The sequence below is a fragment of the Fortiea sp. LEGE XX443 genome, assembly GCF_015206815.1.
Classification (GTDB): domain Bacteria; phylum Cyanobacteriota; class Cyanobacteriia; order Cyanobacteriales; family Nostocaceae; genus Nostoc_B.
This window is the reverse complement of sequence record NZ_JADEXZ010000028.1, coordinates 37,724-60,578: the sequence shown is the minus strand read 5'-3', so window position 1 is coordinate 60,578 and position 22,855 is coordinate 37,724. Positions and strand designations below refer to the sequence as shown.

Below are 22,855 nucleotides of genomic sequence, written 5' to 3'. Positions count from 1 at the left end.
TAAACATTTTTAAGCAACAATTTTTGAGAACAAGCACTCAGCACTTTCAACAGTTATCAGCTATCAGTTATCAGTTATTATTCACTGTTTACTGTTAACTGATTTCTCAGCACTACTACTGAGGAGGCACTTTAGCCGCCGCCGCCTCTTCTGGTGTAAGTGGCATCAAAGCCTGTATTTGGAAAGCTGTAGTAATTCCAGGAGGCCCTACTTGACGTATCACTTTGCCAGCTTGGGTATTAGCTATTACCGGAGCTAAAGCCGACTGATAATCTTTAACTATCAACAACGGCTGTAAACGCTCTATATTACGCAAAATTGATTGGGTTTGCTCGTAAGTACCAACAATTTCGACATTGATACTCGTGCGTTTCAGCTTGCCATTGACTCCTACCCCCAACGAGCCATCTATAACTGGTTCTGCCTTATCAGTAGCTGGCGCAAACTTCTGGAGTTTAGCTTTGACTGCATTGGCAGGAACTTGAGCATTACCAGACTCAACTAACCGATTCATATCCAGCAGCAAGGTATCTAAAGTTTTTTCGTTAGCAAATAAACCTAAAACCTGTATTTTTTGTTGCTTTGCCTGGGCTAAATCTTGTTTGACCTGATCAATTTGTTTGATGGCGGCTTTTTTTTGGTCAATTTGTCCTTGCAGTTCGCCACTTTTTGCTTGCTGCTGCTGATAGTTTTCCCATGCTGGCATCACCAGATTGAGTACTATAAACAACGCCCCAGCAAGCCCTACTACCCCCGCAATCAACCCAATGATTTGGGGCGTGAAGGTAATACCAAATACTACGGGGTAAGGTGATGTCTCTGAATCAAATTCCCCGCCTTGATCTGCAAAATTAAAATCTTCACTCAGCGTCATTTCGAGATGACTCCTGTTTGTTGCATACTGCGAATTCGAGCTACTAGTCCTACCGTGCCTTTCTGCTCTAACTCCCGCACTAACTCAGAAGCTGGAACATCACTTAAACTCGATTGGATAGTGTATTTAACTACTTGTGGCGGTTTAATTGGTACTATAGATGCAGCTGCGGTTGGTGAGACTGGCGCATCTACTAAGCTTGCCGTTGTAATTTTGCTATCTGAAGATTTCAAAAATTGAGACTGTTGCAGACTCAATAAGAAATCGTTGACATCGTTGAAAGACCGAGCTAGACCAGTAATTTCGATGCCACCAGCTGGATTGCTTGGTGGCTGCCCTTCTGCTGCTGGAGTGGGTGGAACTTGTCGAACGTTCTCAATTTGGACTGCGGCTGGAATGCGATCGCGCAAATCTTGTAACATCGCTGACCAAGGTCTAATCTGGTCAAATACAGTCACTAAACTTTGAGTTTCCCCTTTAACTGCGATCGTTTCTTCCTTGATTTTGTTAATAATTCCTATCTCTGCATCTAATTTATTGACTTCTTGCTCTAACTGTGATATGTTCTGCTCTAGCTCACCGTTTTTCATTTGCAGTATCCACCAACCAGCCCCTGCACAAATGGGCAAGCATAAACCTAAACCAACTCCCAAAAAAATTGGTTTCGGATCTCCGGTTGGAAGCTTTCTACCCCCCTTTCTGTCATTCTTATTTTGATAAATTGGGCGGTCTTTAAGAAAGTTAACATCTAGACTGTACATTCTGTTATACCTCCCGCATTCCAAGTCCAAGTACGATCGCTAAACTAGAACGTTGTGCAGCTGGGTATTTTTGTTCATCAATTTCCAAAGACAAAGCCCCAACGGGATCTATTTGGGTAGTTGGCAAGCTCAAGCGTTGTGTAAAAAACTCGTCTAACTGTTGTAGTCCGCCGCCTGGCCCAGCTAATATAATCTGCGCCACTTCCAAATTTTCACTCTGATTCAGGTAAAAATCGATAGAACGCCGCAGTTCATCTGTTAGTTCAACCAAAACTCTCATCATCGCTGCCATACCAGGATTGATTCCTGTCACCCCAGTTTGCCCACCATCCATAGGAGTAGCAGGAATAATCATTTCCTGTAAAAGTTCCATATCTCGTGATGTGGGTAAACTCATAGCCCTTGCTAGGGCTTCTTGCATTTGGTAAGTCCCAATCGGCACAGTCCGCGAAAATTGCGGTACTCCGTTCACGATGATGGCTATTTCTGTACTGTCGAACTCAATGTCAACCAGTACCACCGCTTCCTGTGGGCCAAATTGGCGCAGTTGGTCACGGATTGTCCGAATCAGCGCAAAACTGTTAATCTCTAAAACATCGATTTGCAATCCTGCCTGCTCAAACGTACTAATATAGGTATCTGTTACCTCCTTGCGAGTGGCAACCAACAATACCTGTACCTTTTCAATGCCATCCTCATCTACAAAGTACCCAAGTTTTTGATAATCTACATCAGCTTCTTCACGGGGATATGGTAGATACAAGCCGGCTTCATGGTTTAACACCATTTCTCGCAATTCTTTGTCATCTAACTCAGCTGGCACTGGGATGAGACGTACAATAGAATCTCGTCCAGGTACAGCAGTAGCAACACGAGAAGCCTTGATTTTACTTTCAGCAAGCCCTTGCTGAATGATTTGCGCCATTGTAGGGGGGTCAGTGATTTGACCATCTGTTACCACACCTTCTGGAACTGGTACAGATGTCAAACATTCTATTTTTAAGCCTTGGCGCTGCTTGCGTAGCTGAACGATATTTACCCGTTCTGGTGCAAGTTCGATGCCAACCCCTTTATTAGATTTACCAAACAGACTATTGAAGCTTTTCACCACAGTTCCGCCGGACTAATAAATTGAAAATTTAAATCATCGACGCAATATGTTGCGTCTTTACGGGTAATTGAATTAGCCTATAATCTCGTTAATTCTCCATAAGCTTTTCATTTCTATCAAGGGTGAAAATACTGGTAAAATGATTCGATTGCAAAAATTCAAACAACTGACAGCTTGGGCAATAATTGGCATATTGACTAGTTGGATTATTAGTTGCAGCACAGGCAACGTCGGCACAGATACAAAACAAGCGACAACGGAAGTAGCAAATGTTGAGTTTTGGACAATGCAACTCCAACCTCAATTTACGGGCTACTTTCAAAGTTTGATTTCTGATTTTGAATCACAAAACCCAGGTGTAAAAATTAACTGGGTTGATGTGCCTTGGTCTGCAATGGAGAACAAAATCTTAACAGCTGTCTCCGCAAAAACGCCACCTGATGTTGTTAACCTCAATCCAGATTTCGCATCCCAACTAGCGGGACGAAATGCGTGGTTAGACTTAGATACCACAATTCCAAAAGAAGTACGTTCTGCATATTTACCCAACATTTGGAAAGCCAGCACACTGAATGGCAAAAGTTTTGGGATTCCCTGGTATCTCACAACACGGCTAACCATTTATAACACTGATTTATTGAAACAGGCAGGTATCAGTAAACCACCGACTACCTACGCAGAATTAGCACAGGTAGCCCAACAAATTAAAGATAAAACTGGTAAGTATGCCTTCTTTATCACTTTTGTACCGCAAGATTCTGGAGAAGTGATGGAGTCTTTGGTACAGATGGGGGTGACTTTATTAGATGCTGAAGGTAAAGCGGCATTTAATTCACCACAAGGTAAAGCCGCATTTCAGTATTGGGTTGACTTGTACAAAAAAGGGCTATTACCAAAAGAGGTTTTAACCCAAGGTCATCGTCATGCTATTGATTTATATCAATCAGGTGAAACAGCATTTTTAGCTTCCGGGCCAGAATTTCTGAAAACAATAGCTAATAATGCGCCAAAAGTTGCTCAAGCTTCAGCTATAGCACCGCAAATTACTGGTGACACAGGTAAGAAAAATGTTGCTGTGATGAATATAATTATTCCTCGTGCCAGCAAACATCCTGATGCTGCTACTAAGTTTGCTTTGTTTGTCACTAATGACGAAAATCAATTAGCTTTTGCGAAAGCGGCTAATGTTTTACCTTCGACTACCAAAGCATTATCTGATAGCTACTTTAAAGATGTTCCAGCTACTGCATCCACGGTAGAAAAAGCTAGAGTTATTAGTGCTACGCAATTACAACAGGCAGAGGTATTAACACCAAAATTAAAAGATTTCAAGAAATTGCAAAAAGCAATTTATGACAATTTACAAGCTGCTATGCTAGGACAAAAAACTGTTGATAAAGCCGTTGAAGATGCAGCGCAACAGTGGAATAATCGGTAAATTTGAAATACTCATATCCCCGACTTCTTGAAGAAGTTGGGGATATTTTTATTTACAAATGACTTACGAATGCTGATAATCAAAGCTTCCTAAAAAATGACCGATTAAATACAAAGAGCCACACAAAACGACTAAATTATCGGGTTCCGTAAAAGCTAATTCTAATGCAGAGGATAAATCATCACAGGTATGACACAAACTTAATTCTGGACAAATATTATTAGCTATATTTGCCAATTCTAGAGGATTGGCTGAAATGTTATCTGGCACTGGGACTAAATATAGTTTATCTCCTGTTTTTAGCAAAGCTTGAAAAATTTCTTTATGCTCTTTTGTAGACAGCATTCCGATTATCCAAGTAACTGAGTGCTGAGAAATAGATTTATCTGAAAAATTATTTAATAGACTATCTACATAATCGCGCAAGACTTGAGCCGCAGCAGGGTTATGTGCGCCATCAATTAATATTTTATGATTGTTCCAAGTCAGCCATTGCATTCGTCCTGGCCATTTAGTTTTTGCCATGCCGTTGATGATAGCTGATGTTGGAATTTGCCAACCTTGTTGTTGGAGAATTTCGAGTGTTGCTAAAGCTAAAGCTGAATTAGTTAATTGAATTTGCCCTTGTAGAGGTAATGGGTATTGAAGTGTATGATATTCTGCCCATCCTGGTGAGATTTGACGTGCAGGTTGTGGTGTAAATATGGGACATTGTAATTCTTGGGCGTGCGATCGCACAACTTTTTCAGCATCACTTGGCAACCTCCCAACCACAACCGGACACCCAGGTTTGAGAATTCCGGCTTTTTCTCTGGCGATGTCGGCTACCGTGGGGCCTAATTGTTGCCAATGTTCGCGGCTAATTGAAGTAATCACAGTCACCAAAGGCTCAGAACAAACATTGGTAGCATCTAAACGCCCTCCTAACCCAACTTCTATAACTGCAATATCAACTTGTTGCTGGGCAAAATACAACCAAGCAGCTGCGGTAATAATTTCAAACTGAGTTGGATATTCGTCATCACCAGAAACAGCGGCCTGGACTTTTTGTAAAAGTTGGCTCAATTCCTCTGAAGAAATTGGTTGTTCATTGATACAAATGCGTTCCGTCCAATCAACTAGATGAGGGGAAATGTAACGCCCTGTACGATAACCTGCTTCGGTAAGTACTGAAGAGAGATAAGCACATACAGAACCTTTACCATTTGTACCAGCAACGTGAATTACGGAGATGCGGTCATGGGGGTTGCCGAGGTTTGCCAACAGTTTGACAATGCGCGAGAGTCCCAGATTCACGCCAAAATGTTGAAAGGGTTGCAGTATAGAATCAATATCCACAAATGAAGTCTGAAGTGTGTAGACGCTTTTAGCGGTGTTAGCGTAGCGGTAGTGATGTAGGAGCATCAGCAGTGCGTTGGGCGGGTTCCCCGACTTGTTCGCTGAAAGCGTTCCCGTAGGGTAGCAACTGCTGAACCCGTTGGCGTAGCCTCTGGCAGAGAAGGGCTTGCCGCAGGCTAGTATGAATTTTATTTTTTAACCTTCTGTCTCCTGCCTTCTATCAACAAAACCGACTGTCCAGATTTACCAAAAACAGTCGGTTTGAGGATAATAATGTAAATTTATGTTTAGGCTTCTCTGTTCAAAAAGCTTTGTACTTGTTTCAAAGCCGCTGCACCAATATTAAACAAAGCCCAACTAGCAGCAACAGCAATAGGTGCTAAAACGATCGCTACACGAAAATCAATATCCATGATCTAGAACCCCTCTGTTAAGTAGAAATTAAAGTTTTATCAACTCTTCTCATTTTTATTTTTAGCCGAATTGGGCATTTTTTCCAACCTTATATGTAAAGAAAGATTACAGAAATAGTCAACAGTCATTTGTTATTTATCATTGATTCTTGTGTCACCTGCATCCTGCACCTTGCACCCGTGCATCTTTTTTGTCTTCTTACTGTCGATAAAATCCAATATCACTACCCTTGCCAGCATGAACCAATGCTAACTTTTTGTAACGTTCGGCGTGTTCGATAAGTTCTGCGGCTTCAGTTTCTGTAACTTGACGCAACACTTTGCCAGGAATCCCAACCACCAGAGATAAGGGCGCTACATCTTTTGTAACTACTGCGCCTGCACCGATAATACTACCAGCACCTACCCTTACGCCATCTAAAATCACCGCCCCAATACCAATCAAACTGCCGCGTTCAATGTAGGCAGAATGTACCACAGCGCGATGACCTACGGTAATATGATCTTCTAAGATGGTTGGTAAACCTGGGTCGCCGTGGAGGATGACTCCATCTTGGATATTCGTGCATTCACCAATGTCGATACGTTCTACATCTGCCCTAACTACTGCGCCATACCAGATGCTTGCTCCTGCTTGGATATTCACTAAACCAATGACAACAGCGTTATCTGCGACGAAGGCTGCTTGAGAAAAATCGGGAGATGGCCAGTAAGAAGCGGTAGACACGATAGAATATAAATACGGTACCCAGGAACACTGGAGAAACTCCAACCTTTAAGGGGCTGGTTGCACAACCAGAATATCATGTTGTTAGACCTCTACACTGAGGAAAACACAGCTTACAATTGTTCTAAACTGCAAATCCGTTTCCGTGCAGTTAAAAACAATTCGCCCAAAATGGAGGAGCCGAAGTGTAAAATCGAACCTAATGGTGCTAGTGAAGAAGAAATTATGTTTGTACGCACTTCATGATGAATCCAGGTTTGCAGTACCCAATATTTGGCCACGAAATTCAGTGTCCCCACTGTCGGCAGACTATTCCGGCTTTGACACTCACAGATACTTATCTTTGTCCTCGTCATGGCGCGTTTGAAGCCAACCCTAAGACTGAGGAGTTAATTCATCTACAGTCAGGTCGTCATTGGCGAAGATGGAATGGTGAATGGTATAGACAACACACTCATCCTGATGGGATACGGTTTGAAATCCACGAAGCATTAGACAAACTGTATACTCAAGGTTATCGAGCAACACGGGTAATTATTGCCAAACGTTATCAGGAATTGATGAGTGGCTACTTAGAACGCAGTACTCCTTGGCGTTCTGGACAGCCAGAGACAACATCGGCGCGACTATATGGTTTACCAGTAGAATTTAGTCCCGATTCCGCAGAGGAACCATGCTGGGAAGTGATTAATTTTGATCTGGAAAAAGAGCCGGGAGTTCCTGTGCGCTACCCTTATTTCAGGTTGTTTGAGTAAGCATCAACTGAATTATGAAGTGTGAAGTATGAAGTATGAAATTACTCTATTTATTTAGAGGGTGGGGGACAAGTTGGAAAAAAAATTCTTTTTTTCTACATACGGTAAGTACCACAAAACTCTGATGTTTGATCCTTCATAACTTTACACTTCATCGTTTTTCAAATCTATGCACCACGCTTCTATCCGGACTGCGAATATTCATCGCGCGATCGCCTTTTATGAAATACTGGGGTTTACAGTTTGTGAACGCTTCACTACAGGATATACCTTAGCTTGTTGGATGGAAGGACTAGGTGGCAGAATTGAACTGATTCAAATTCATCAACCAAAACCTGCTCCTGATGCTTTTGAGGATGAGCATTATGTGGGATATTATCATTTATCGTTTGATTTAACTGAAGTTACCCCAGATTTACCTAGTTGGTTGACAGATTTAAAAGCACGTTTCACATTAGCAGCACAAAACCAGTCAGAACAATTATCACCCCTAAAAATCCTTTTAGAACCAACACAACAACAAATAGGCGATCGCATCTGGGAAGTTGCCTTCATTGCAGATAGCGATGGTTTACCTTTAGAATTTATTCGGGCTTTAACTAAACTCGGTTAAGTAAATATGTCTCTTTATATACTTTTATTACTAGGCTAATTTTTCTTTGGTAGTGTCGCTGATTTCACTGATTCCAGAGAAAGGCTAGACTGTTGTTAACAGCGCTTATAAATGTGTAACTTAATTTAAATACATCTACCAAAAAATGTCTGTGTTTTGTATTGGGTATAGATATCGTTGGCCGTTATTAATTTTAAGTCTGTGGATGATTATAGTATTTTGTCTAAGTGATCAATCCGCTAACAGCAAATATACAGCTACATTAAAACAAGAAAATATTCAAACAAAATTGGTTGCAAATCATACAAGTCACTCAACAATAACAGCAAACGTGCGTAAGACAGTTTTAGAAAATGGTCTGACTGTTTTAACCAAAGAAGTACAGACTGCGCCAGTTGTAACTGTGCAAATGTGGTACAAAGTCGGTTCGGGTAACGAAGAATCAGGCGTGAATGGGATTGCACATCAACTAGAACACATGATGTTCAAAGGGACAAAAAACCGTCCCATTCAATTTGGTAAACTATTTAGTGCTTTAGGTAGCGATTCCAATGCTTTTACGAGTTATGACCAAACAGCCTATTATGGCACTGTAGAACGCGACAAACTAAAAGCACTGCTAGTACTGGAAGCAGATAGAATGCAAAATTCTCTGATTGCTCCTGAGCAACTAGCGAGTGAAAAACGGGTAGTAATTTCCGAATTACAAGGCTACGAAAATAGTCCTGAATATCGCCTCAACCGTGCTGTGATGCAAGCAGTGTTTCCCAATCATGCTTACGGATTGCCTGTTGGCGGTACAAAAGCAGATGTAGAAACGTTTCAAGTCGAGCAAGTACGAGAATATTATCGCAAATTTTATACTCCTGATAATGCCGTATTAGTGATTGTTGGAGATTTCCAAACCACTAAAACATTAGAAACAGTCCAAGAAATATTTGGCAAATTACCGAAGAGGCAGGGGGCAGGGGAAGAATTTTTTACTCAGCACGGGCTGAACGCCCCGCTACCGCTAACAGAACTCAGTACTCCTTTAATCCTACGAGAACAGGGAGCCGCAGCGATGCTGCAAGTAATTTATCCACTACCTAAATTAAATCACCCGGATATTCCAGCCTTGGAAGTGATGGATTACATCTTGACAGAAGGAAGGAACTCGCGGCTTTATCAGGTTTTGGTGGAATCTGGTTTAGCTAGTGAAGTATCAGCCTCTGTCGCCAGCTTACGGGAAGCTGGTTGGTATGAGTTGTTAGTCACAGCAGATGATCATCAAGATTTGAAAAAGATTGAGACAGTATTAAATCGTGCGATCGCTAACTTAGCACAAAAAGGGGTGAAACCAGAGGAAATCACTAGAGCTAAGATGCAGTTAGAAGCTGGCGTGATTTTGAGTAATCGTGATATCACCTCTCAAGGAATGCAATTAGGTAACGATGAGACAACTACTGGCGATTATCGTTATACAGAACGCTATTTAGCAGCCGTCAATCAAGTGACAGCCGCAGATATTGTTGATGTAGTCAAAAAATATCTGAAACCAGAAATGCGTGTAGTTGGCTTGTTTCAACCGACTGATCAAAACACTACTGAAACTGCTGGTGAAAAACTACATTTAAACCAAACTACAGAAAATTTATCTGCTGGTACAGATGTCACATCATCAGAAGTAGATAAATATTTACCACCAATGGATGAAACAACGGAAGTTGTTAAGCAAGTCTCCCACGGTGGAAGTCACATCAGTTCTACCCCAGCGCTACCAGAACAGTTCACCTTAGCTAACGGTTTACAAGTACTACTATTACCAGATAAAAGTACTCCCACCGTTACCTTAAACGGCCATATCAAAGCCGGAACAGAATTTGACCTAGAAAATAAAGCCGGACTAGCATCTTTTGTAGCTGATAACTTGATGAGTGGTACGAAAAGCAAAAATGCTTTAACTCTGGCTAAAGCCGTAGAAGAAAGAGGCGCATCCCTCGATTTTACAGCTTATCGTGAAGGTGTACGGATTGAGGGTGATAGTTTAGCCGCAGACTTACCCATCCTGATTCAGACTTTGGCGGATGCGGTGAAAAACAGTACATTTCCTAAAAAAGAATTGGACTTGTACCGCCAGCAAGCCTTAACCGACTTAAAACAAGAACTAGATGATCCTACAGAAGTAGCCAAAAGAATCTTTGTACAATCAATTTACCCGAAACAACATCCCTTACATTCTTTTCCGACACTGAAGAGTCTGCAACAGATTAAGCGTGAGGATGTCATCACTTTTAAAGCAAAACATTATCGTCCAGATACAACAGTACTAGTTATATTAGGAGATTTTGAACCAACCCAAGTGCGATCGCTATTGCAAAAAGAACTAGGAGACTGGCAAGTTAGTGGTCAACCACCGCAACTACAATACCCCACAGTGAATGTACCAGATAGTGTAATACGTGTAAACCCTGTACTATCAGGCAAAACTCAAGCCATGACTTTTATGGGTAACACAGGTATTACTCGTCAAAATCCGCGCTATTATGCAGCTTTAGTATTAAATCAAATTTTGGGAGGCGATACCCTATCTAGTTACTTAGGAACAGAAGTGCGCGATCGCCAAGGTTTGACGTATGGTATTTATAGCTACTTGCAAGCGCAAAAAAATGCCGGGACATTTTGGATTGAAATGCAAACTAGTCCTGAAGATAGTAACAAAGCGATCGCCAGTACCCGCAAACTCTTACAAGAAATTCATCAGCAAGGTGTAACTGCAAATGATGTAGATACAGCTAAAAACACCCTAGTTAGCAACTATAACGTTTCCCTCGCCGACCCAGAAGAATTAGCACATAAAATGCTGATGAATCAGGTATATGGAATGAACATAGCTGAACTACGTTCTTTCACTGATAAAATCAAACAAGTTACCCTTGCCCAAGTTAATCAAGCTGCCCGTGAGTTACTCCACCCAGATAAAATTGTGGTTGTAACAGCAGGCCCATCTGTTGTAGCAGATAAATTGTAAGTATAATTTGTTTTGAGTGAGGACAAAGGAGTGATGAAAAAATTCTCAATAAAATTATTCAGACTTCACACTACCCTGCGGGAACGCCAGGGGCGAACATATTTCATACTTCAATTGTCCTTGCTATTGAGTTTGAATTTTATCAGTTATGTGCCGGAGGCGATCGCAGCAAATTCATCTGGTGATTTACTCAAGCAACCAGCCACAGAAATCACAGTAAGTTTAGGTAATTCTGCTAACGAACTCAAGTTTGAACCAAATCACCTAGAGTTAATCGCAGGTAAACGCTATCTAATACAACTCAAAAATCCCAGCCAACTAAAGCACTATTTTACAGCCAAAGACTTTGCCGATGGCATTTGGACACAAAAAATAGAAGCAGGTAAAGTAGAAATCAAAGGAGCCATTCACGAACTAGAACTGAAGCCAGGCGCTGAAGCTGCATGGGTTTTTGTCCCCCTAAAAACAGGAAAATATAGCTTACGCTGTCCCATACCAGGACATACTGAAGCTGGGATGATAGGAGAGATTATCGTCAGTAATTCGTAATTACCTTTGCACAAATAAGCTAACTTAAATATAGATATAGTTTCTCAATTATCCTAGAAAAAGTACAGACTCCGTAGCGACAAAGCATCAGTAACTATTATTTGCACATGAACATTTTCAGCAACTTGCTTTCTCCATCAGTTAAAACCACACCTCCAAAAAAACAACGTCGAGGAATAGAACTTAAATCGCCGCGTGAAATTGATATTATGCGGCAATCCGCGAAAATTGTCGCCACAGTACTAAAAGAAATTTCTGAACTGGTAAAGCCAGGAATGACGACAGCTGACTTAGATGCTTACGCGGAAAAACGCATCCGCGAAATGGACGCAATACCCAGCTTTAAAGGGTATCACGGTTTTACAGGTTCTATCTGCTCCAGTATAAATCATGAAGTCGTGCATGGTATCCCAAGCCCCAAAAAAGTTATCCGTGCAGGGGATGTATTAAAAGTAGATACAGGTGCTTATCATCAAGGTTTTCATGGCGACTCTTGCATCACAATTGCCGTCGGTGAAGTTACCCCAGAAGCCGCTAAACTAATTCGTGTAGCGGAAGAAGCTTTATATAAAGGTATAGAACAAGTCCAAGCAGGTGCATATCTTCTTGACTTAGCTGGAGCCATAGAAGACCATGTAAAAGCCAATGGTTATAGTGTAGTGGAAGAATTCACCGGACATGGTGTTGGTCGTAACTTACACGAAGAACCTTCAGTATTCAACTTTCGTACAAGAGATATGCCAAATGTTAAACTACGTGCGGGAATGACTTTGGCAATTGAACCCATTTTAAACGCAGGTTCTAAACATACTCGTACATTGTCTGACCGTTGGACAGCGGTAACAGTAGATAATTCTCTATCGGCTCAGTTTGAGCATACAGTTTTGGTTACAGAAACTGGTTATGAAATTTTGACCGATCGCACTAAAGTTTAGTTTAATTATGTCCATTGCAATTCATCCCAATATCTTTCTTAATATATGGGATGAATTTTATGCTGTCTAAGTTCAGTATTTAGAGAATTCATCCCAGAGAGACTTAGCAGTTAAGGCAGAAATTAGTTCAATTAAAAAGCAGATAAAACTCCAGCAACTGCAAAAATGACCACAATCCAGTGCCAAAATTTAGCGCATCAACAGCGATCGCCTCAAACTATTTTGCCAAACTTAGGATTAGTTTGTATCACAGCGTCTCAACAAGTACGCTTTAAAACAATCACCCGTACACGCTATTTAAAGCTCTCTTTTGAGGAACGAGAAAGTACTCTGCGATTACTTTATCAGAATAACTTGCAGCGTTTACATGATGCGCTCACCTTTTGTGAGGAAAACCAGATTTGTTTGTATCGCATGTCTTCTGGTTTATTCCCGATGAACGATTTAGAAGACCAAATCGGCGAAAATATCTTAGAGGAAATGAGCGTTGATTTGAGCAAAATCGGTCAACGAGCCTCAGCACTGGGGATCAGAATGGTACTACATCCCGATCAATATGTGGTGCTGAGTTCCGATTCGCCGGAAGTTGTGCAAACAAGTATTAGAATATTAGCAAGACACGCTCGTGACTTAGATTTACTCGGTTTACCTCGTTCGCCTTGGTCGTTGATGAACATTCATGGTGGTAAATCTCAACGCGCCGCACAGTTAGTAAAAGTCATTTCACAATTACCAGCAGCTATCAAAAATCGCTTAACTTTAGAAAACGACGAATACGCCTATAGCGCCGATGAAATTTTAGCAGTATGTCAGGAAGCCGAAATTCCTTTGGTATTTGACGCTCATCACCATATTTGCCACGAAAATTTAGATAGCTACAATGATCCGAGTGTGGCTACTATGTTTGAAGCAGCGCGATCAACTTGGAAAAATCCAGATTGGCAATTAGTTCATATTTCCAACGGTGAAACAGCTTTTAATGATCGAAAACATAGCAATTTGATTACCGCTATGCCTGATATCTATCATCAAGCACCGTGGATAGAAGTAGAAGCCAAACACAAAGAAGAAGCGATCGCCTATTTGCGTGATTGGTGGCTTATGGGACAATAATTTTTTGTGGATAAAATTTTGTGCTTTTGCATAAAATAATAAAGAGACTATGGCGATCGCAATCGATTTTGGTACTAGCAACACAGTCATTGCCCGTTGGAATCCCGTCACCCAGCAGGCAGAAACTCTGACTTTACCTGGTTTATCAATTCAACAAAGTCTTAATCCCCCACTCATACCCAGCTTAGTGTATGTGGAAGAAGCCGCACAGGGTAAAATTATAGTAGGGCAACAAGTACGCGATCGCGGTCTTGACCTCAAAGGCGAAGCAAGATTTTTTCGCAGTTTTAAACGTGGTATCGGTGCAGAAATTCAAGGCTTCTTACCAGAATTAGACGGACAAATCATCACCTTTGAGCAAGTAGGGCAATGGTTTCTCTCTCAAGTGATTGAGCAACTAGCACCCTTAGAAGGCGGTTTAGATTCTCTAATATTAACTGTACCCGTAGATAGTTTTGAAGCCTATCGCCACTGGTTAGGAAAAGTTTGTCAAAGCCTTCCTGTCGAACAAGTGCGGATGTTAGATGAACCCACAGCCGCAGCCTTAGGTTATGGCTTGGCTGATCAAGAAAATCTTTTGGTCATTGATTTTGGTGGCGGTACTTTAGATTTATCTTTGGTGCAGCTGGATAAAAGCGCACAAGGAAACACCAAACCCATTGGATTTTTGCTCAAATGGGGTAATAAATCCTTAGCTGAAGAATCAAAGCAAAAAGTCAAAACAGCCCGTGTATTGGCGAAAGCAGGGCAGAATTTAGGTGGTACAGATATTGACAATTGGTTAGTTGATTACTTCGCCAAAACTCAAGGATTAGCGGTGAGTCCTTTGACAACGAGATTAGCAGAAAAAGTCAAAATTCAGCTATCAACACAAAACCAAGCGAGTGAAGTTTATTTTGATGATGAAACATTTGAAAGTTATGAATTAAATTTAGACCGCGAAAATTTAGAAAATATCCTCAAAGAACACGCATTTTTTGAGCAACTAAATGAGTGTATGACGAATCTGTTGCAGCAAGCCCGCCGCCAAGGAATCGAACTAGCAGATATTAATGCAGTGTTGTTAGTTGGGGGAACCGTGCAACTGCCAGCAGTGCAGACATGGATAAAACAGTATTTTGAGCCAGAAAAAATCCGTTGTGAACGGCCTTTTGAAGCGATCGCCCAAGGTGCATTGCAGCTATCTCAAGGCGTAGAAATCAAAGATTTTCTCTACCACAGTTACGGGATTCGTTACTGGAATCGTCGCAACCAGCGCCACAGTTGGCATCCTATTATTAAATCGGGACAAGCTTACCCGATGAATCAACCTGCGGAATTATTCTTAGGCGCTTCTGCGGAGAATCAACCCAGCATTGAATTAATTATCGGGGAATTAGGCGCAGATACAGGCAACACCGAAGTTTATTTTGATGGCGATCGCTTAATTACTCGCCGTCTAGATAGCGGTGAAACCACCGTCAAACCTCTGAATGATACAGCAGGAGCCAGAACTATTGCTCAACTCACCCCACCAGGATATCCGGGGAGCGATCGGGTGAAAATTCTATTTCAAGTTGATGATCAACGCTTTCTGAGAATCACGGTTGAGGATTTGTTAACTAATGACACTTTGCTAGAAAATCAGCTTGTGGCGCAGTTGAGTTAACATAGACAGTTGTTAGCGATCGCCGTTTTGTCTCATTTCGCGTTCAATAATTTCCTTGATAAACTCAGGAATTTCTTTTTCCAGACTTATGGCTTGTTGTTTTAACCTTTCATAAATCTCAGTATCCTTTCCTTCCCACATTAGATCAATTCTTCTAATCTGTCGCAATGCGACATGCGTGTAATTTTCTGGGTATGCCCAATAACATGACAAACAAATAGATTTATCCTTAATGCTAGTCCAATTTTCACAATGCTCACATGACCAAGACTTAGCTCGATTAGCAGAACCACAAAGCAACATAAAACTTCCTGGCTCTAGTTCTGGTTCTCCATCAACTTCAAACGGAACACGATGATCAATCTGTAACTCGCGCTCATCAACTTTCTCTAAATAGATAAAGCACTTACAACCATATCTCCTGATTAACTCATCTTTAATCTGTTTTGATAAGCCTGTCCTGCCAGATAGCCTAGAGAACCTTGCCTTACTAACATCTCCAAATCTGTAAGCTGCTATTCTTCTTCCGTCAGTTCCTATTACACGGAATGTTTCTAGAGGAATTCCATGTTCTCGAACATCTCTAGCTGCTCTTGGAGGGTGATTGTAGCCGTACCTTTCCTTCAGTTCTTCCGTTGTAATAAAACCATATTGCAAAATATGATCAATAACAGCTTTTGGTCTTTTGGCGGTTACTGACTGACAAAGTTGTATAAAATCATCTGGCAACTGCTGAGAACTGTCCATGCTTTTCCAAAAGAGTAAGCTGTCTCGGTTCTTTGCTAATATAGCTCTCTAGCTCCAAATATTTTTCAACTAGTAAATTTGGCGACAAGTATAAAGACTCTATTGTTATTTCCTCCCTCCCTAGTAGCGTTGCTTGTGATGATCTACCTACTTCTATTTCGATCTTCTTGAGTCTTAATTCTTCAGGTAATGGAATACCAAAAGTTTTATTGCCTCGCTTGCCATCATAGCTAATGGCGAACGCTACTCCACGTTGATTTAATTGTTCAATAGCTAGAACAAAATCATCAAAATTAATTCCTGAGAAATATCTTGAATCCCTATCTCCGCACACACCCTGATAGGGAGGATCGATATAGACAAAATCACTACTTTGCGCGTTGGCTAAAACTTCTCTATAATCCAAACATGTAAATTTACATTTACCTTTTAATAAAGCGGAAACTCCTTTTATATTTTTCCTCATCTTATCAGGCTGAGTTCCCTTTCTCCTCTTATCAGGGCTTTGATTAAATAAACCTTCGGAGTTATACCGAACAGACCCTTTTACACATCGAGCTAACAAATATAAAAAAAGCTTTGGATCATTTGTCTTATTAAACTTTTTCCTAACTTCAAAGTAATGGCTGATAGAGTCATGATTTTGAGCATTCCAGATATCTGCATACGCATTTATGATTTCCTCTGGTTTTTCTACAATTAGCTCTAACAGTTCAACAAGCGGTTTATTTAAATCATTAAGCCAGAAGTTTTGAGAAATATCCTTATAGGCAACAGCTATACTAACTGCTGCTGTTCCTGCAAAAGGTTCTATAAATCTCTTAACTTTGCTAGGCAAAAAACTGAGAATGTCTGATGCAAGTTTTCTCTTACTACCTTGATACTGAATCGGATGCGGTAAGCTAACCATCTCAACAAGAGAAACAATGATTTCGATTTCAATTTAGTAGTCTATCATGAGAAATAAAGTACTTTCTAAATGGATAATATTTGTTTTGAACCACGAATGAGGATTAAGACAACTAAACAATAAATTTACAGAAATTAGCAATATTGCTACTACAATGATGAAGTGTGTCGAATGTTATTTCTCAAATTGTCATAGATTAAAGAATTGGTGGAGTAATCTCTACATTAAAACTGTTAAACTAAAGAACTGAGAAAATTCGGATCGAGAATCTGCTCTATTGTGTAGGGGCATTCATTTGGAAATATTTCTAGTGGTTTTTGCGTTTCCTTTGCTGCATCTCTACGCGCACGTCGATAGTATTTCTCTACCCACTCTACATCTTGAAGAAAACGCCGCAAACTAGGCGTATCTTCCAAACAATCTTGTATTTTATCTCGACAATTACTAAGTGTATTATTCCAACTTTCTGTTCTTTGCTCAGGTTGGTACTGACTTTTAAGTAAGTGCATCATCAGCACTTGTAAGTAGCTGCCAAGCTCCTTTTGTTCACTGCGCCCCAATGCTTCTAATTCCTCTACCAAATGTTCAACATCTAATTCTGCCCAAAGTCCCTTTTTTAAATATTCGGCTTGTTGTTGTGTCCATTCCAGAAAGTCTTGATCATAGAGTTCTGCTTTAGCCATTAGCTATTACTCTCTTGTTTAGTCAAGGTGACTTTACGAAATTTTCAATTACACTCAATCTAGCATCTACATTTACTTTCAGTAAGTAGGTCGGTGTTAAAAATTGTCGTTATGACAAGGCAGGAGGCAGAGGGCAGAAGGCGGAAGGGAAGAGGTTTTCAGGCTACTTTACTTTCCGTAACATAGTTCGGTTTATTTGCACCTTTCTACTTAGTTATACAATATTGTCTAACTGAGGTGGTTATCTGCGATCGCCTAATTTATATTTTGTTTCTCAATAAATTGCTGAAACGCTGCTAAAGTTTTTCGATGTTTCTCGTCTGCTACCCAAGTAAAATCATAGAATTGATGAAGCGATCGCTGCTCCTTTTACGTCAGCGTTCCAGAAAATATCAAGGATGGGCGATATTTCTGGAACTAAGTATAAAATTTTATACTTTAGCTTTATAATCCTGCTTCCTACCTTCTGACAAATGACTAAAGTCAAAGATATTGGCGAACAAGGACTTCTCGCAAGATTACAACGCTTTTGTCCCCCAGAAATTCTTGGGGATGATGCAGCCGTGCTTGTAACTACGCCGGGAAAATCTTTAGTAGTAACAACAGATGTTTTAGTTGATGGAGTGCATTTTAGTGATGCTACCACCTCACCAGAGGATGCAGGTTGGCGAGCAGCCGCAGCTAATTTATCAGATTTAGCTGCAATGGGGGCTGTTCCTTTGGGTATAACAGTTGGTTTAGGACTTCCTGGAGATTTAAAGGTAAGTTGGGTTGAAAGACTCTACCAGGGAATGACAGAATGCCTGCAAAAATACAATACCCCAATTGTGGGAGGTGATTTAGTGGGATCGCCTATCACGACTCTATCAATTACTGCCTTTGGTCAAGTCGAGCCTCAGAGAATTATCCGTCGTTCTGTTGCCCAAGTTGGAGATGCGATCGTGGTGACAGGTGTTCATGGAGCCTCCCAAGCAGGCTTACAATTACTTTTACATCCCGAATTAAGACAACACCTCAACGATACAGAACCTACCGCTCTCATCAAAGCACACCAGCGCCCACAAGCACGATTGGATGTCTTACCAATTCTCTGGAAAATTCTAGATTCTTCCACATCTTCCCATTTCCACATCGCTGGGATGGATAGCAGTGATGGTTTAGCAGATGCTGTTTTGCAAATTTGCCGCGCTAGTAATGTCGGCGCAGTCCTAGAACGCACAAAAATCCCCTTACCACCAACTTTTGAGCATTGGCTAAAACCAGAGCAAGCACTAGAATATGCCTTCTACGGTGGTGAAGATTTTGAATTAGTGCTGTGCTTACCAGAAGTGTTAGCCAAGATTTTAGTTTCAGAACTTGGTCAAGATGCAGCAATTATCGGAACTATTACATCTGGTTCACAAGTGCTATTGCATGACGAACAAGAAAAAAACCCTGACCAAATTCTCAGCCTTAGCCAGGGATTTCAACATTTTACTCAATAGCTCCAAGTCAACAGTCTATAGTTTTTACTACTGACTATTGACCATTAACAAATGACAAATTACTGCCACTTTTCAGCTACCAACTCAGCCAAATCTAAAACTCGTTGGCTGTAGCCCCACTCGTTGTCATACCATGCCATAACTTTTACCAAGTCACTACCCATGACCAAAGTCAGGCTGGCATCAATAATAGAAGAAGCATCCGTACCTTGGTAATCAGAAGATACCAATTGGAGTTCGCTGTAGTCTAGAATACCTTTGAGTGAACCTTCTGACGCATCTTTTAGGGCTTGGTTAACTTCTTCCGTAATAGTACGCTTCTCAACCTGAACAACGAAATCTACCATTGAGACGTTCGGGGTCGGTACACGCAAAGCAACACCATTCAGCTTGCCTTTAAGATCTGGAATTACCAGTGCTACAGCTTTTGCTGCACCTGTAGAGGTGGGGACAATATTGATGGCTGCTGCCCTTGCCCGGCGCAAATCTCGGTGAGAAGCGTCTAACAAACGCTGGTCACCAGTGTAGCTGTGGGTGGTGGTCATTGTGCCTTTGATGATGCCAAATTTGTCATTCAGCACTTTGGCGATGGGAGCCAGACAGTTGGTTGTACAGCTGGCATTACTGATAATGTGATGTGTATTGTGATCGTAATCGTGATGATTCACACCGATCACAAAGGTACCATCTTCATTTTTACCAGGAGCGGTGATCAGAACCTTTTTGGCTCCAGCATTCACATGCTTCAACGCTCCTTCTTTGCTAGTAAATACTCCAGTTGCTTCGATAATCAGATCAATTCCCCAATCTCTCCAGGGCAAGTTTTCTGGATTGCGATCAGATACGCACTTAATGGTTTTACCGTTAACGATGATAGAGTTATCATCGGCAGTAATGTCAACATTCTTTAACTTCCCAAGCATGGAATCATACTTCAGGAGGTGAGCATTTGTTCTAGGATCTGATGTGTCATTGACAGCAACAAGGTCGATATTACTGTTTTGCCGACCTAGCCAACAACGTGCAAAGTTACGTCCGATGCGCCCGAAACCGTTGATTGCCACTCTAATCACAGTGTCTTGCCCTCTGTATTTATGCCTATAAGTTTATATCTTTGACCCCAATCATATCGCAAAGGGGGGGAGTATTAATAACCATAAAGTGTTGAATCCAAAAAAAAACACATAATTTATTCAGATTTTTTTGAATAGAGGTTGTGAGCCATGATGTAGGATCTAACCGCATCTGGGACTAAATACTTAATTGGCTTGCTTTCCGAGCAAAGTTTACGAATAAGACTTGACGAAACGCCCACTAAGGGTATATTCAATAATTGCCAGTGAATGGTTTGTGACTGCTGTCTTAGTTGTTGCTCCACTTGCTGACAAATTAACTCGCTTTGAATTGTGCTACCACTACCTAGTAGCCTGGGTGCAATCAACCAGTTACACATTTGTGCTAGTTCATGTCCACGGTACCAACGAGGCAAGGTTTGAAAGGTATCCAAACCCACTATCCAGTACCAGTGAACATTTGCATAAATAGCAGCTAAGTCAATCAACGTGTTGATGGCATAGGAAGTTCCAGTGCGATTAGTCTCCACCACGGAGACAGTAAACGCTGGGTTTTCTTTCGTCACTAATTGCAGCATCTCGACCCTATGCTCAAACAAAGCTGCTTTTTTATATGGAGGATTGAGTGATGGTACCCAAATTACTTGATCTAGGGGTACTTGATGCAAAGCCATCTCGGCTACGAGTAAGTGTCCCCAATGAATTGGATCAAATGTGCCACCAAAAATTGCCAGTCGCTGCATTCAATCATGCCTAGGCTTTAAGCAGTTGAAATACGATTTCTTTATCGATCTACTATTGTACTCAATTCATGCCTTAGCTTGATGCAATATAAAAGCAATTTGTCTACAAATGTATTATTGTAGCCATTACTAGTCAGGAATCTAAAATTATGTATTTGTCATTACAAGAATTTCTTTCCCGATGCAGTGAAAATCTTGAGAATAATCTTAAAAACAGTTCTGAAATAGCAAAAACCTCCTACAAAGGTAAAATCATTCTAAATCCGCATAACGACAGTGGAAAAGTTATCCCACAGCAGGCATAAAAAAGGTGTAGAGAAATTTACGGTAAAAAACAAATTCCTGTTATGATACGCGTGTCATTTGTGATTATGGTGTGGTGTAAGAGGAGCAATCAATGAGTAATTCTGTGGATTTTGGCGGTAGACCATTCCATTTTATTGGAATCGGTGGCATAGGGATGTCTGCCCTGGCATATGTTCTGGCAAAGCGACAATTACCAGTATCAGGATCAGATGTTCGTCCTAATCATATTACGCGCAAGTTAGAATCTATCGGAACACATATTTTTGGTAAGCAAGAAGCAAGTAATCTTGAATTCTTTCGCCCAAAAGGAGTGACAAATGAAGTAGCGTTCAATTCACAAGAATTATTAGCTGCTACTCAGTCTTCACTACCTCAAGTAATTTGTTCAACAGCAATTAACACTAACAATTTAGAATATAAAGCTGCCTTAGAATTAGGTTGTCCGATATTACATCGTTCAGATGTACTAGCTGCTTTGATTGCTGATTATAAAAGTATCGCGGTAGCAGGCACTCATGGCAAGACCACAACTAGTAGCATGATTGGTTACATGCTCCTACAAACTGGTTTAGATCCCACTATTTTAGTAGGTGGCGAAGTAAATGCTTGGGAAGGCAATGCTCGGTTGGGAGAAAGCCAATATCTAGTAGCAGAAGCAGATGAATCTGATGGTTCCCTAGTAAAACATGCGCCTGAGATTGGCATCGTCACTAATGTTGAACTGGATCATCCTGACCACTACGACACATTAGAGCAAGTAGTTGATACTTTCCAGCAGTTTGCGCGTGGTTGTAAGACTTTAATCGGCAGTATTGATTGTGAAACAGTACGCGATCGCCTGCAACCAACAATCAGTTACAGCCTACATCAAGATACTAATGCTGACTATAGCGTTACTAATATTGACTATCGTCACGATGGCACTACAGCACTGGTTTGGGAACAAGGCAAAGCTTTAGGTGTGTTAAAGTTGCGGTTACTAGGCCGTCACAACCTTAGCAATGCTCTAGCCGCTGTGGCTGTCGGTCGATTTTTAAATTTAGAATTTGGCGAAATCGCTCAAGCTATTGCCACTTTTGAAGGTGCAAGGCGACGCTTTGAGTTTCGGGGAGAAGTCGATGGCATTACATTTATTGATGACTATGCCCATCACCCCAGTGAGCTGCGTGCTACTCTCGCCGCTGCACGCCTCCAGGCCAGACCAGGGCAAAGAGTTGTGGCTATCTTCCAACCCCACCGCTATAGCCGAACACTAACCTTTTTAGAAGAATTTGCTGAGTCGTTTACTCATGCTGATTTGGTTGTACTGACTGATATTTACAGTGCAGGCGAACCTAATTTAGGACAAATCAGTGGTGAACGGTTAGCAGCAGAAGTTGGTAAACAGCATCCACAGGTAGTGTATCAACCCACCTTACTCCAAGTATGCGAGTTTTTGCTGAAAACTCTGCGTCCTGGAGACTTAGCACTGTTCTTGGGTGCGGGAAATTTAAACCAAGTAATTCCGGAAGTAATTACGACAATGTGCGAGGCTGCTACCGCCACATCCTAAAACCGTTTTAACGGTGATATCGACTTAATACTATTGCTGTATTTTTGCGGCAGAAAAATGTAAAAATTTCAC

Annotated in this window: 21 protein-coding genes; 10 read left to right on the top strand and 11 right to left on the bottom strand. The window is 41.1% G+C overall.

All coding sequences use genetic code 11. The annotated features are described in order from the left end of the window. Positions 1–115: 115 nt before the first annotated feature. Genes IQ259_RS12905 through pilM form a run of 3 tightly spaced genes read right to left on the bottom strand, consistent with a single transcriptional unit; the run spans position 116 to position 2,746 of the window. On the bottom strand, positions 116–874 hold the full coding sequence (locus IQ259_RS12905) for a pilus assembly protein PilO (protein WP_193885282.1): 759 nt from the start codon (positions 872–874) through the stop codon (positions 116–118). Next, the gene (locus tag IQ259_RS12900; RefSeq protein WP_193885280.1) at positions 871–1,635 is read right to left on the bottom strand and encodes a PilN domain-containing protein; all 765 of its coding nucleotides are present in this window, start codon (positions 1,633–1,635) and stop codon (positions 871–873) included. The genes IQ259_RS12905 and IQ259_RS12900 overlap by 4 nt, the downstream gene beginning before the upstream one ends. A 4-nt stretch (positions 1,636–1,639) precedes the next feature. After that, complete coding sequence (gene pilM, locus IQ259_RS12895; protein WP_193885278.1) at positions 1,640–2,746, bottom strand: type IV pilus biogenesis protein PilM; 1,107 nt, start codon at positions 2,744–2,746, stop codon at positions 1,640–1,642. 139 nt (positions 2,747–2,885) lie between these two features. Between pilM and IQ259_RS12890 the strand changes: the two genes are divergently transcribed. Next, entirely contained in the window at positions 2,886–4,184 is a 1,299-nt protein-coding gene (locus IQ259_RS12890; protein WP_193885276.1) for a sugar ABC transporter substrate-binding protein, read from the top strand. A 63-nt stretch (positions 4,185–4,247) separates the two neighbouring features. On the opposite strand, the gene IQ259_RS12885 is transcribed toward IQ259_RS12890, so the two are convergent. The 3 genes from IQ259_RS12885 to IQ259_RS12875 all read right to left on the bottom strand — a co-directional run bounded on the left by IQ259_RS12885 (position 4,248) and on the right by IQ259_RS12875 (position 6,662). After that, positions 4,248–5,522 (bottom strand): folylpolyglutamate synthase/dihydrofolate synthase family protein, encoded by a 1,275-nt coding sequence (locus IQ259_RS12885; RefSeq protein WP_193885295.1) that lies wholly within the window; start codon positions 5,520–5,522, stop codon positions 4,248–4,250. Between the two features lie 287 nt (positions 5,523–5,809). Further along, positions 5,810–5,935 (bottom strand): photosystem II protein Y, encoded by a 126-nt coding sequence (locus IQ259_RS12880; RefSeq protein ID WP_193885274.1) that lies wholly within the window; start codon positions 5,933–5,935, stop codon positions 5,810–5,812. Positions 5,936–6,134: 199 nt separating this feature from the next. Next, the gene (locus tag IQ259_RS12875) at positions 6,135–6,662 is read right to left on the bottom strand and encodes a gamma carbonic anhydrase family protein (RefSeq protein ID WP_193885272.1); all 528 of its coding nucleotides are present in this window, start codon (positions 6,660–6,662) and stop codon (positions 6,135–6,137) included. Between the two features lie 242 nt (positions 6,663–6,904). Between IQ259_RS12875 and IQ259_RS12870 the strand changes: the two genes are divergently transcribed. The 7 genes from IQ259_RS12870 (at position 6,905) to IQ259_RS12840 (ending at position 15,285) form a co-directional block, all read left to right on the top strand. Then, positions 6,905–7,417 carry a TIGR02652 family protein gene (locus IQ259_RS12870; RefSeq protein ID WP_193885270.1) on the top strand — a complete coding sequence of 171 codons (513 nt, stop codon included), beginning with the start codon at positions 6,905–6,907 and terminating at the stop codon, positions 7,415–7,417. Between the two features lie 169 nt (positions 7,418–7,586). Further along, a complete protein-coding gene (locus IQ259_RS12865) occupies positions 7,587–8,030 on the top strand; it encodes a VOC family protein (RefSeq protein WP_193885269.1) in 444 nt (147 codons plus the stop codon). 145 nt (positions 8,031–8,175) lie between these two features. After that, a complete protein-coding gene (locus IQ259_RS12860) occupies positions 8,176–11,040 on the top strand; it encodes a pitrilysin family protein (protein ID WP_193885267.1) in 2,865 nt (954 codons plus the stop codon). A 33-nt stretch (positions 11,041–11,073) separates the two neighbouring features. Continuing rightward, positions 11,074–11,589: a cupredoxin domain-containing protein gene (locus IQ259_RS12855; protein WP_193885265.1), complete on the top strand. Its 516-nt coding sequence runs from the start codon at positions 11,074–11,076 to the stop codon at positions 11,587–11,589. A 107-nt stretch (positions 11,590–11,696) separates the two neighbouring features. Continuing rightward, a complete protein-coding gene (map, locus tag IQ259_RS12850; protein WP_193885263.1) occupies positions 11,697–12,524 on the top strand; it encodes a type I methionyl aminopeptidase in 828 nt (275 codons plus the stop codon). 165 nt (positions 12,525–12,689) lie between these two features. Next, entirely contained in the window at positions 12,690–13,637 is a 948-nt protein-coding gene (uvsE, locus tag IQ259_RS12845; protein WP_193885261.1) for a UV DNA damage repair endonuclease UvsE, read from the top strand. Positions 13,638–13,686: 49 nt separating this feature from the next. Continuing rightward, complete coding sequence (locus IQ259_RS12840) at positions 13,687–15,285, top strand: Hsp70 family protein (protein ID WP_193885259.1); 1,599 nt, start codon at positions 13,687–13,689, stop codon at positions 15,283–15,285. Between the two features lie 12 nt (positions 15,286–15,297). On the opposite strand, the gene IQ259_RS12835 is transcribed toward IQ259_RS12840, so the two are convergent. The 3 genes from IQ259_RS12835 to IQ259_RS12825 form a co-directional block, all read right to left on the bottom strand. Continuing rightward, a complete protein-coding gene (locus tag IQ259_RS12835; protein WP_193885257.1) occupies positions 15,298–16,032 on the bottom strand; it encodes an HNH endonuclease in 735 nt (244 codons plus the stop codon). Beyond that, a complete protein-coding gene (locus IQ259_RS12830) occupies positions 16,004–16,942 on the bottom strand; it encodes a DNA adenine methylase (RefSeq protein WP_193885256.1) in 939 nt (312 codons plus the stop codon). Before IQ259_RS12830 ends, IQ259_RS12835 begins: the two co-directional genes overlap by 29 nt. Positions 16,943–17,175: 233 nt before the next feature. Further along, positions 17,176–17,625, bottom strand: coding sequence for a DUF29 domain-containing protein (locus IQ259_RS12825; RefSeq protein WP_193885254.1), 450 nt, complete (start codon positions 17,623–17,625; stop codon positions 17,176–17,178). Between the two features lie 473 nt (positions 17,626–18,098). Between IQ259_RS12825 and thiL the strand changes: the two genes are divergently transcribed. Beyond that, a complete protein-coding gene (gene thiL, locus IQ259_RS12820; RefSeq protein ID WP_193885252.1) occupies positions 18,099–19,109 on the top strand; it encodes a thiamine-phosphate kinase in 1,011 nt (336 codons plus the stop codon). Positions 19,110–19,168: 59 nt separating this feature from the next. On the opposite strand, the gene IQ259_RS12815 is transcribed toward thiL, so the two are convergent. After that, positions 19,169–20,182 (bottom strand): type I glyceraldehyde-3-phosphate dehydrogenase, encoded by a 1,014-nt coding sequence (locus IQ259_RS12815; protein WP_193885250.1) that lies wholly within the window; start codon positions 20,180–20,182, stop codon positions 19,169–19,171. A gap of 116 nt (positions 20,183–20,298) precedes the next feature. After that, entirely contained in the window at positions 20,299–20,925 is a 627-nt protein-coding gene (gene nadD, locus IQ259_RS12810) for a nicotinate (nicotinamide) nucleotide adenylyltransferase (protein WP_193885248.1), read from the bottom strand. Between the two features lie 397 nt (positions 20,926–21,322). On the opposite strand from nadD, the gene murC reads away from it, so the two are divergent. Continuing rightward, the gene (gene murC / locus IQ259_RS12805) at positions 21,323–22,783 is read left to right on the top strand and encodes a UDP-N-acetylmuramate--L-alanine ligase (RefSeq protein WP_193885246.1); all 1,461 of its coding nucleotides are present in this window, start codon (positions 21,323–21,325) and stop codon (positions 22,781–22,783) included. Positions 22,784–22,855 lie beyond the last annotated feature (72 nt).

Excerpts from the sequence above, each read along its gene's own strand:
- IQ259_RS12830 (WP_193885256.1), bottom strand. The coding sequence starts at position 16,942 with ATGGTTAGCTTACCGCATCCGATTCAGTATCAAGGTAGTAAGAGAAAA.
- uvsE (WP_193885261.1), top strand. The coding sequence starts at position 12,690 with ATGACCACAATCCAGTGCCAAAATTTAGCGCATCAACAGCGATCGCCT.
- IQ259_RS12835 (WP_193885257.1), bottom strand. The coding sequence starts at position 16,032 with ATGGACAGTTCTCAGCAGTTGCCAGATGATTTTATACAACTTTGTCAG.
- nadD (WP_193885248.1), bottom strand. The coding sequence starts at position 20,925 with ATGCAGCGACTGGCAATTTTTGGTGGCACATTTGATCCAATTCATTGG.
- IQ259_RS12840 (WP_193885259.1), top strand. The coding sequence starts at position 13,687 with ATGGCGATCGCAATCGATTTTGGTACTAGCAACACAGTCATTGCCCGT.
- IQ259_RS12880 (WP_193885274.1), bottom strand. The coding sequence starts at position 5,935 with ATGGATATTGATTTTCGTGTAGCGATCGTTTTAGCACCTATTGCTGTT.
- IQ259_RS12865 (WP_193885269.1), top strand. The coding sequence starts at position 7,587 with ATGCACCACGCTTCTATCCGGACTGCGAATATTCATCGCGCGATCGCC.
- thiL (WP_193885252.1), top strand. The coding sequence starts at position 18,099 with ATGACTAAAGTCAAAGATATTGGCGAACAAGGACTTCTCGCAAGATTA.
- IQ259_RS12870 (WP_193885270.1), top strand. The coding sequence starts at position 6,905 with ATGATGAATCCAGGTTTGCAGTACCCAATATTTGGCCACGAAATTCAG.
- IQ259_RS12890 (WP_193885276.1), top strand. The coding sequence starts at position 2,886 with ATGATTCGATTGCAAAAATTCAAACAACTGACAGCTTGGGCAATAATT.
- IQ259_RS12900 (WP_193885280.1), bottom strand. The coding sequence starts at position 1,635 with ATGTACAGTCTAGATGTTAACTTTCTTAAAGACCGCCCAATTTATCAA.
- IQ259_RS12825 (WP_193885254.1), bottom strand. The coding sequence starts at position 17,625 with ATGGCTAAAGCAGAACTCTATGATCAAGACTTTCTGGAATGGACACAA.
- IQ259_RS12860 (WP_193885267.1), top strand. The coding sequence starts at position 8,176 with ATGTCTGTGTTTTGTATTGGGTATAGATATCGTTGGCCGTTATTAATT.
- murC (WP_193885246.1), top strand. The coding sequence starts at position 21,323 with ATGAGTAATTCTGTGGATTTTGGCGGTAGACCATTCCATTTTATTGGA.
- map (WP_193885263.1), top strand. The coding sequence starts at position 11,697 with ATGAACATTTTCAGCAACTTGCTTTCTCCATCAGTTAAAACCACACCT.
- IQ259_RS12905 (WP_193885282.1), bottom strand. The coding sequence starts at position 874 with ATGACGCTGAGTGAAGATTTTAATTTTGCAGATCAAGGCGGGGAATTT.
- IQ259_RS12855 (WP_193885265.1), top strand. The coding sequence starts at position 11,074 with ATGAAAAAATTCTCAATAAAATTATTCAGACTTCACACTACCCTGCGG.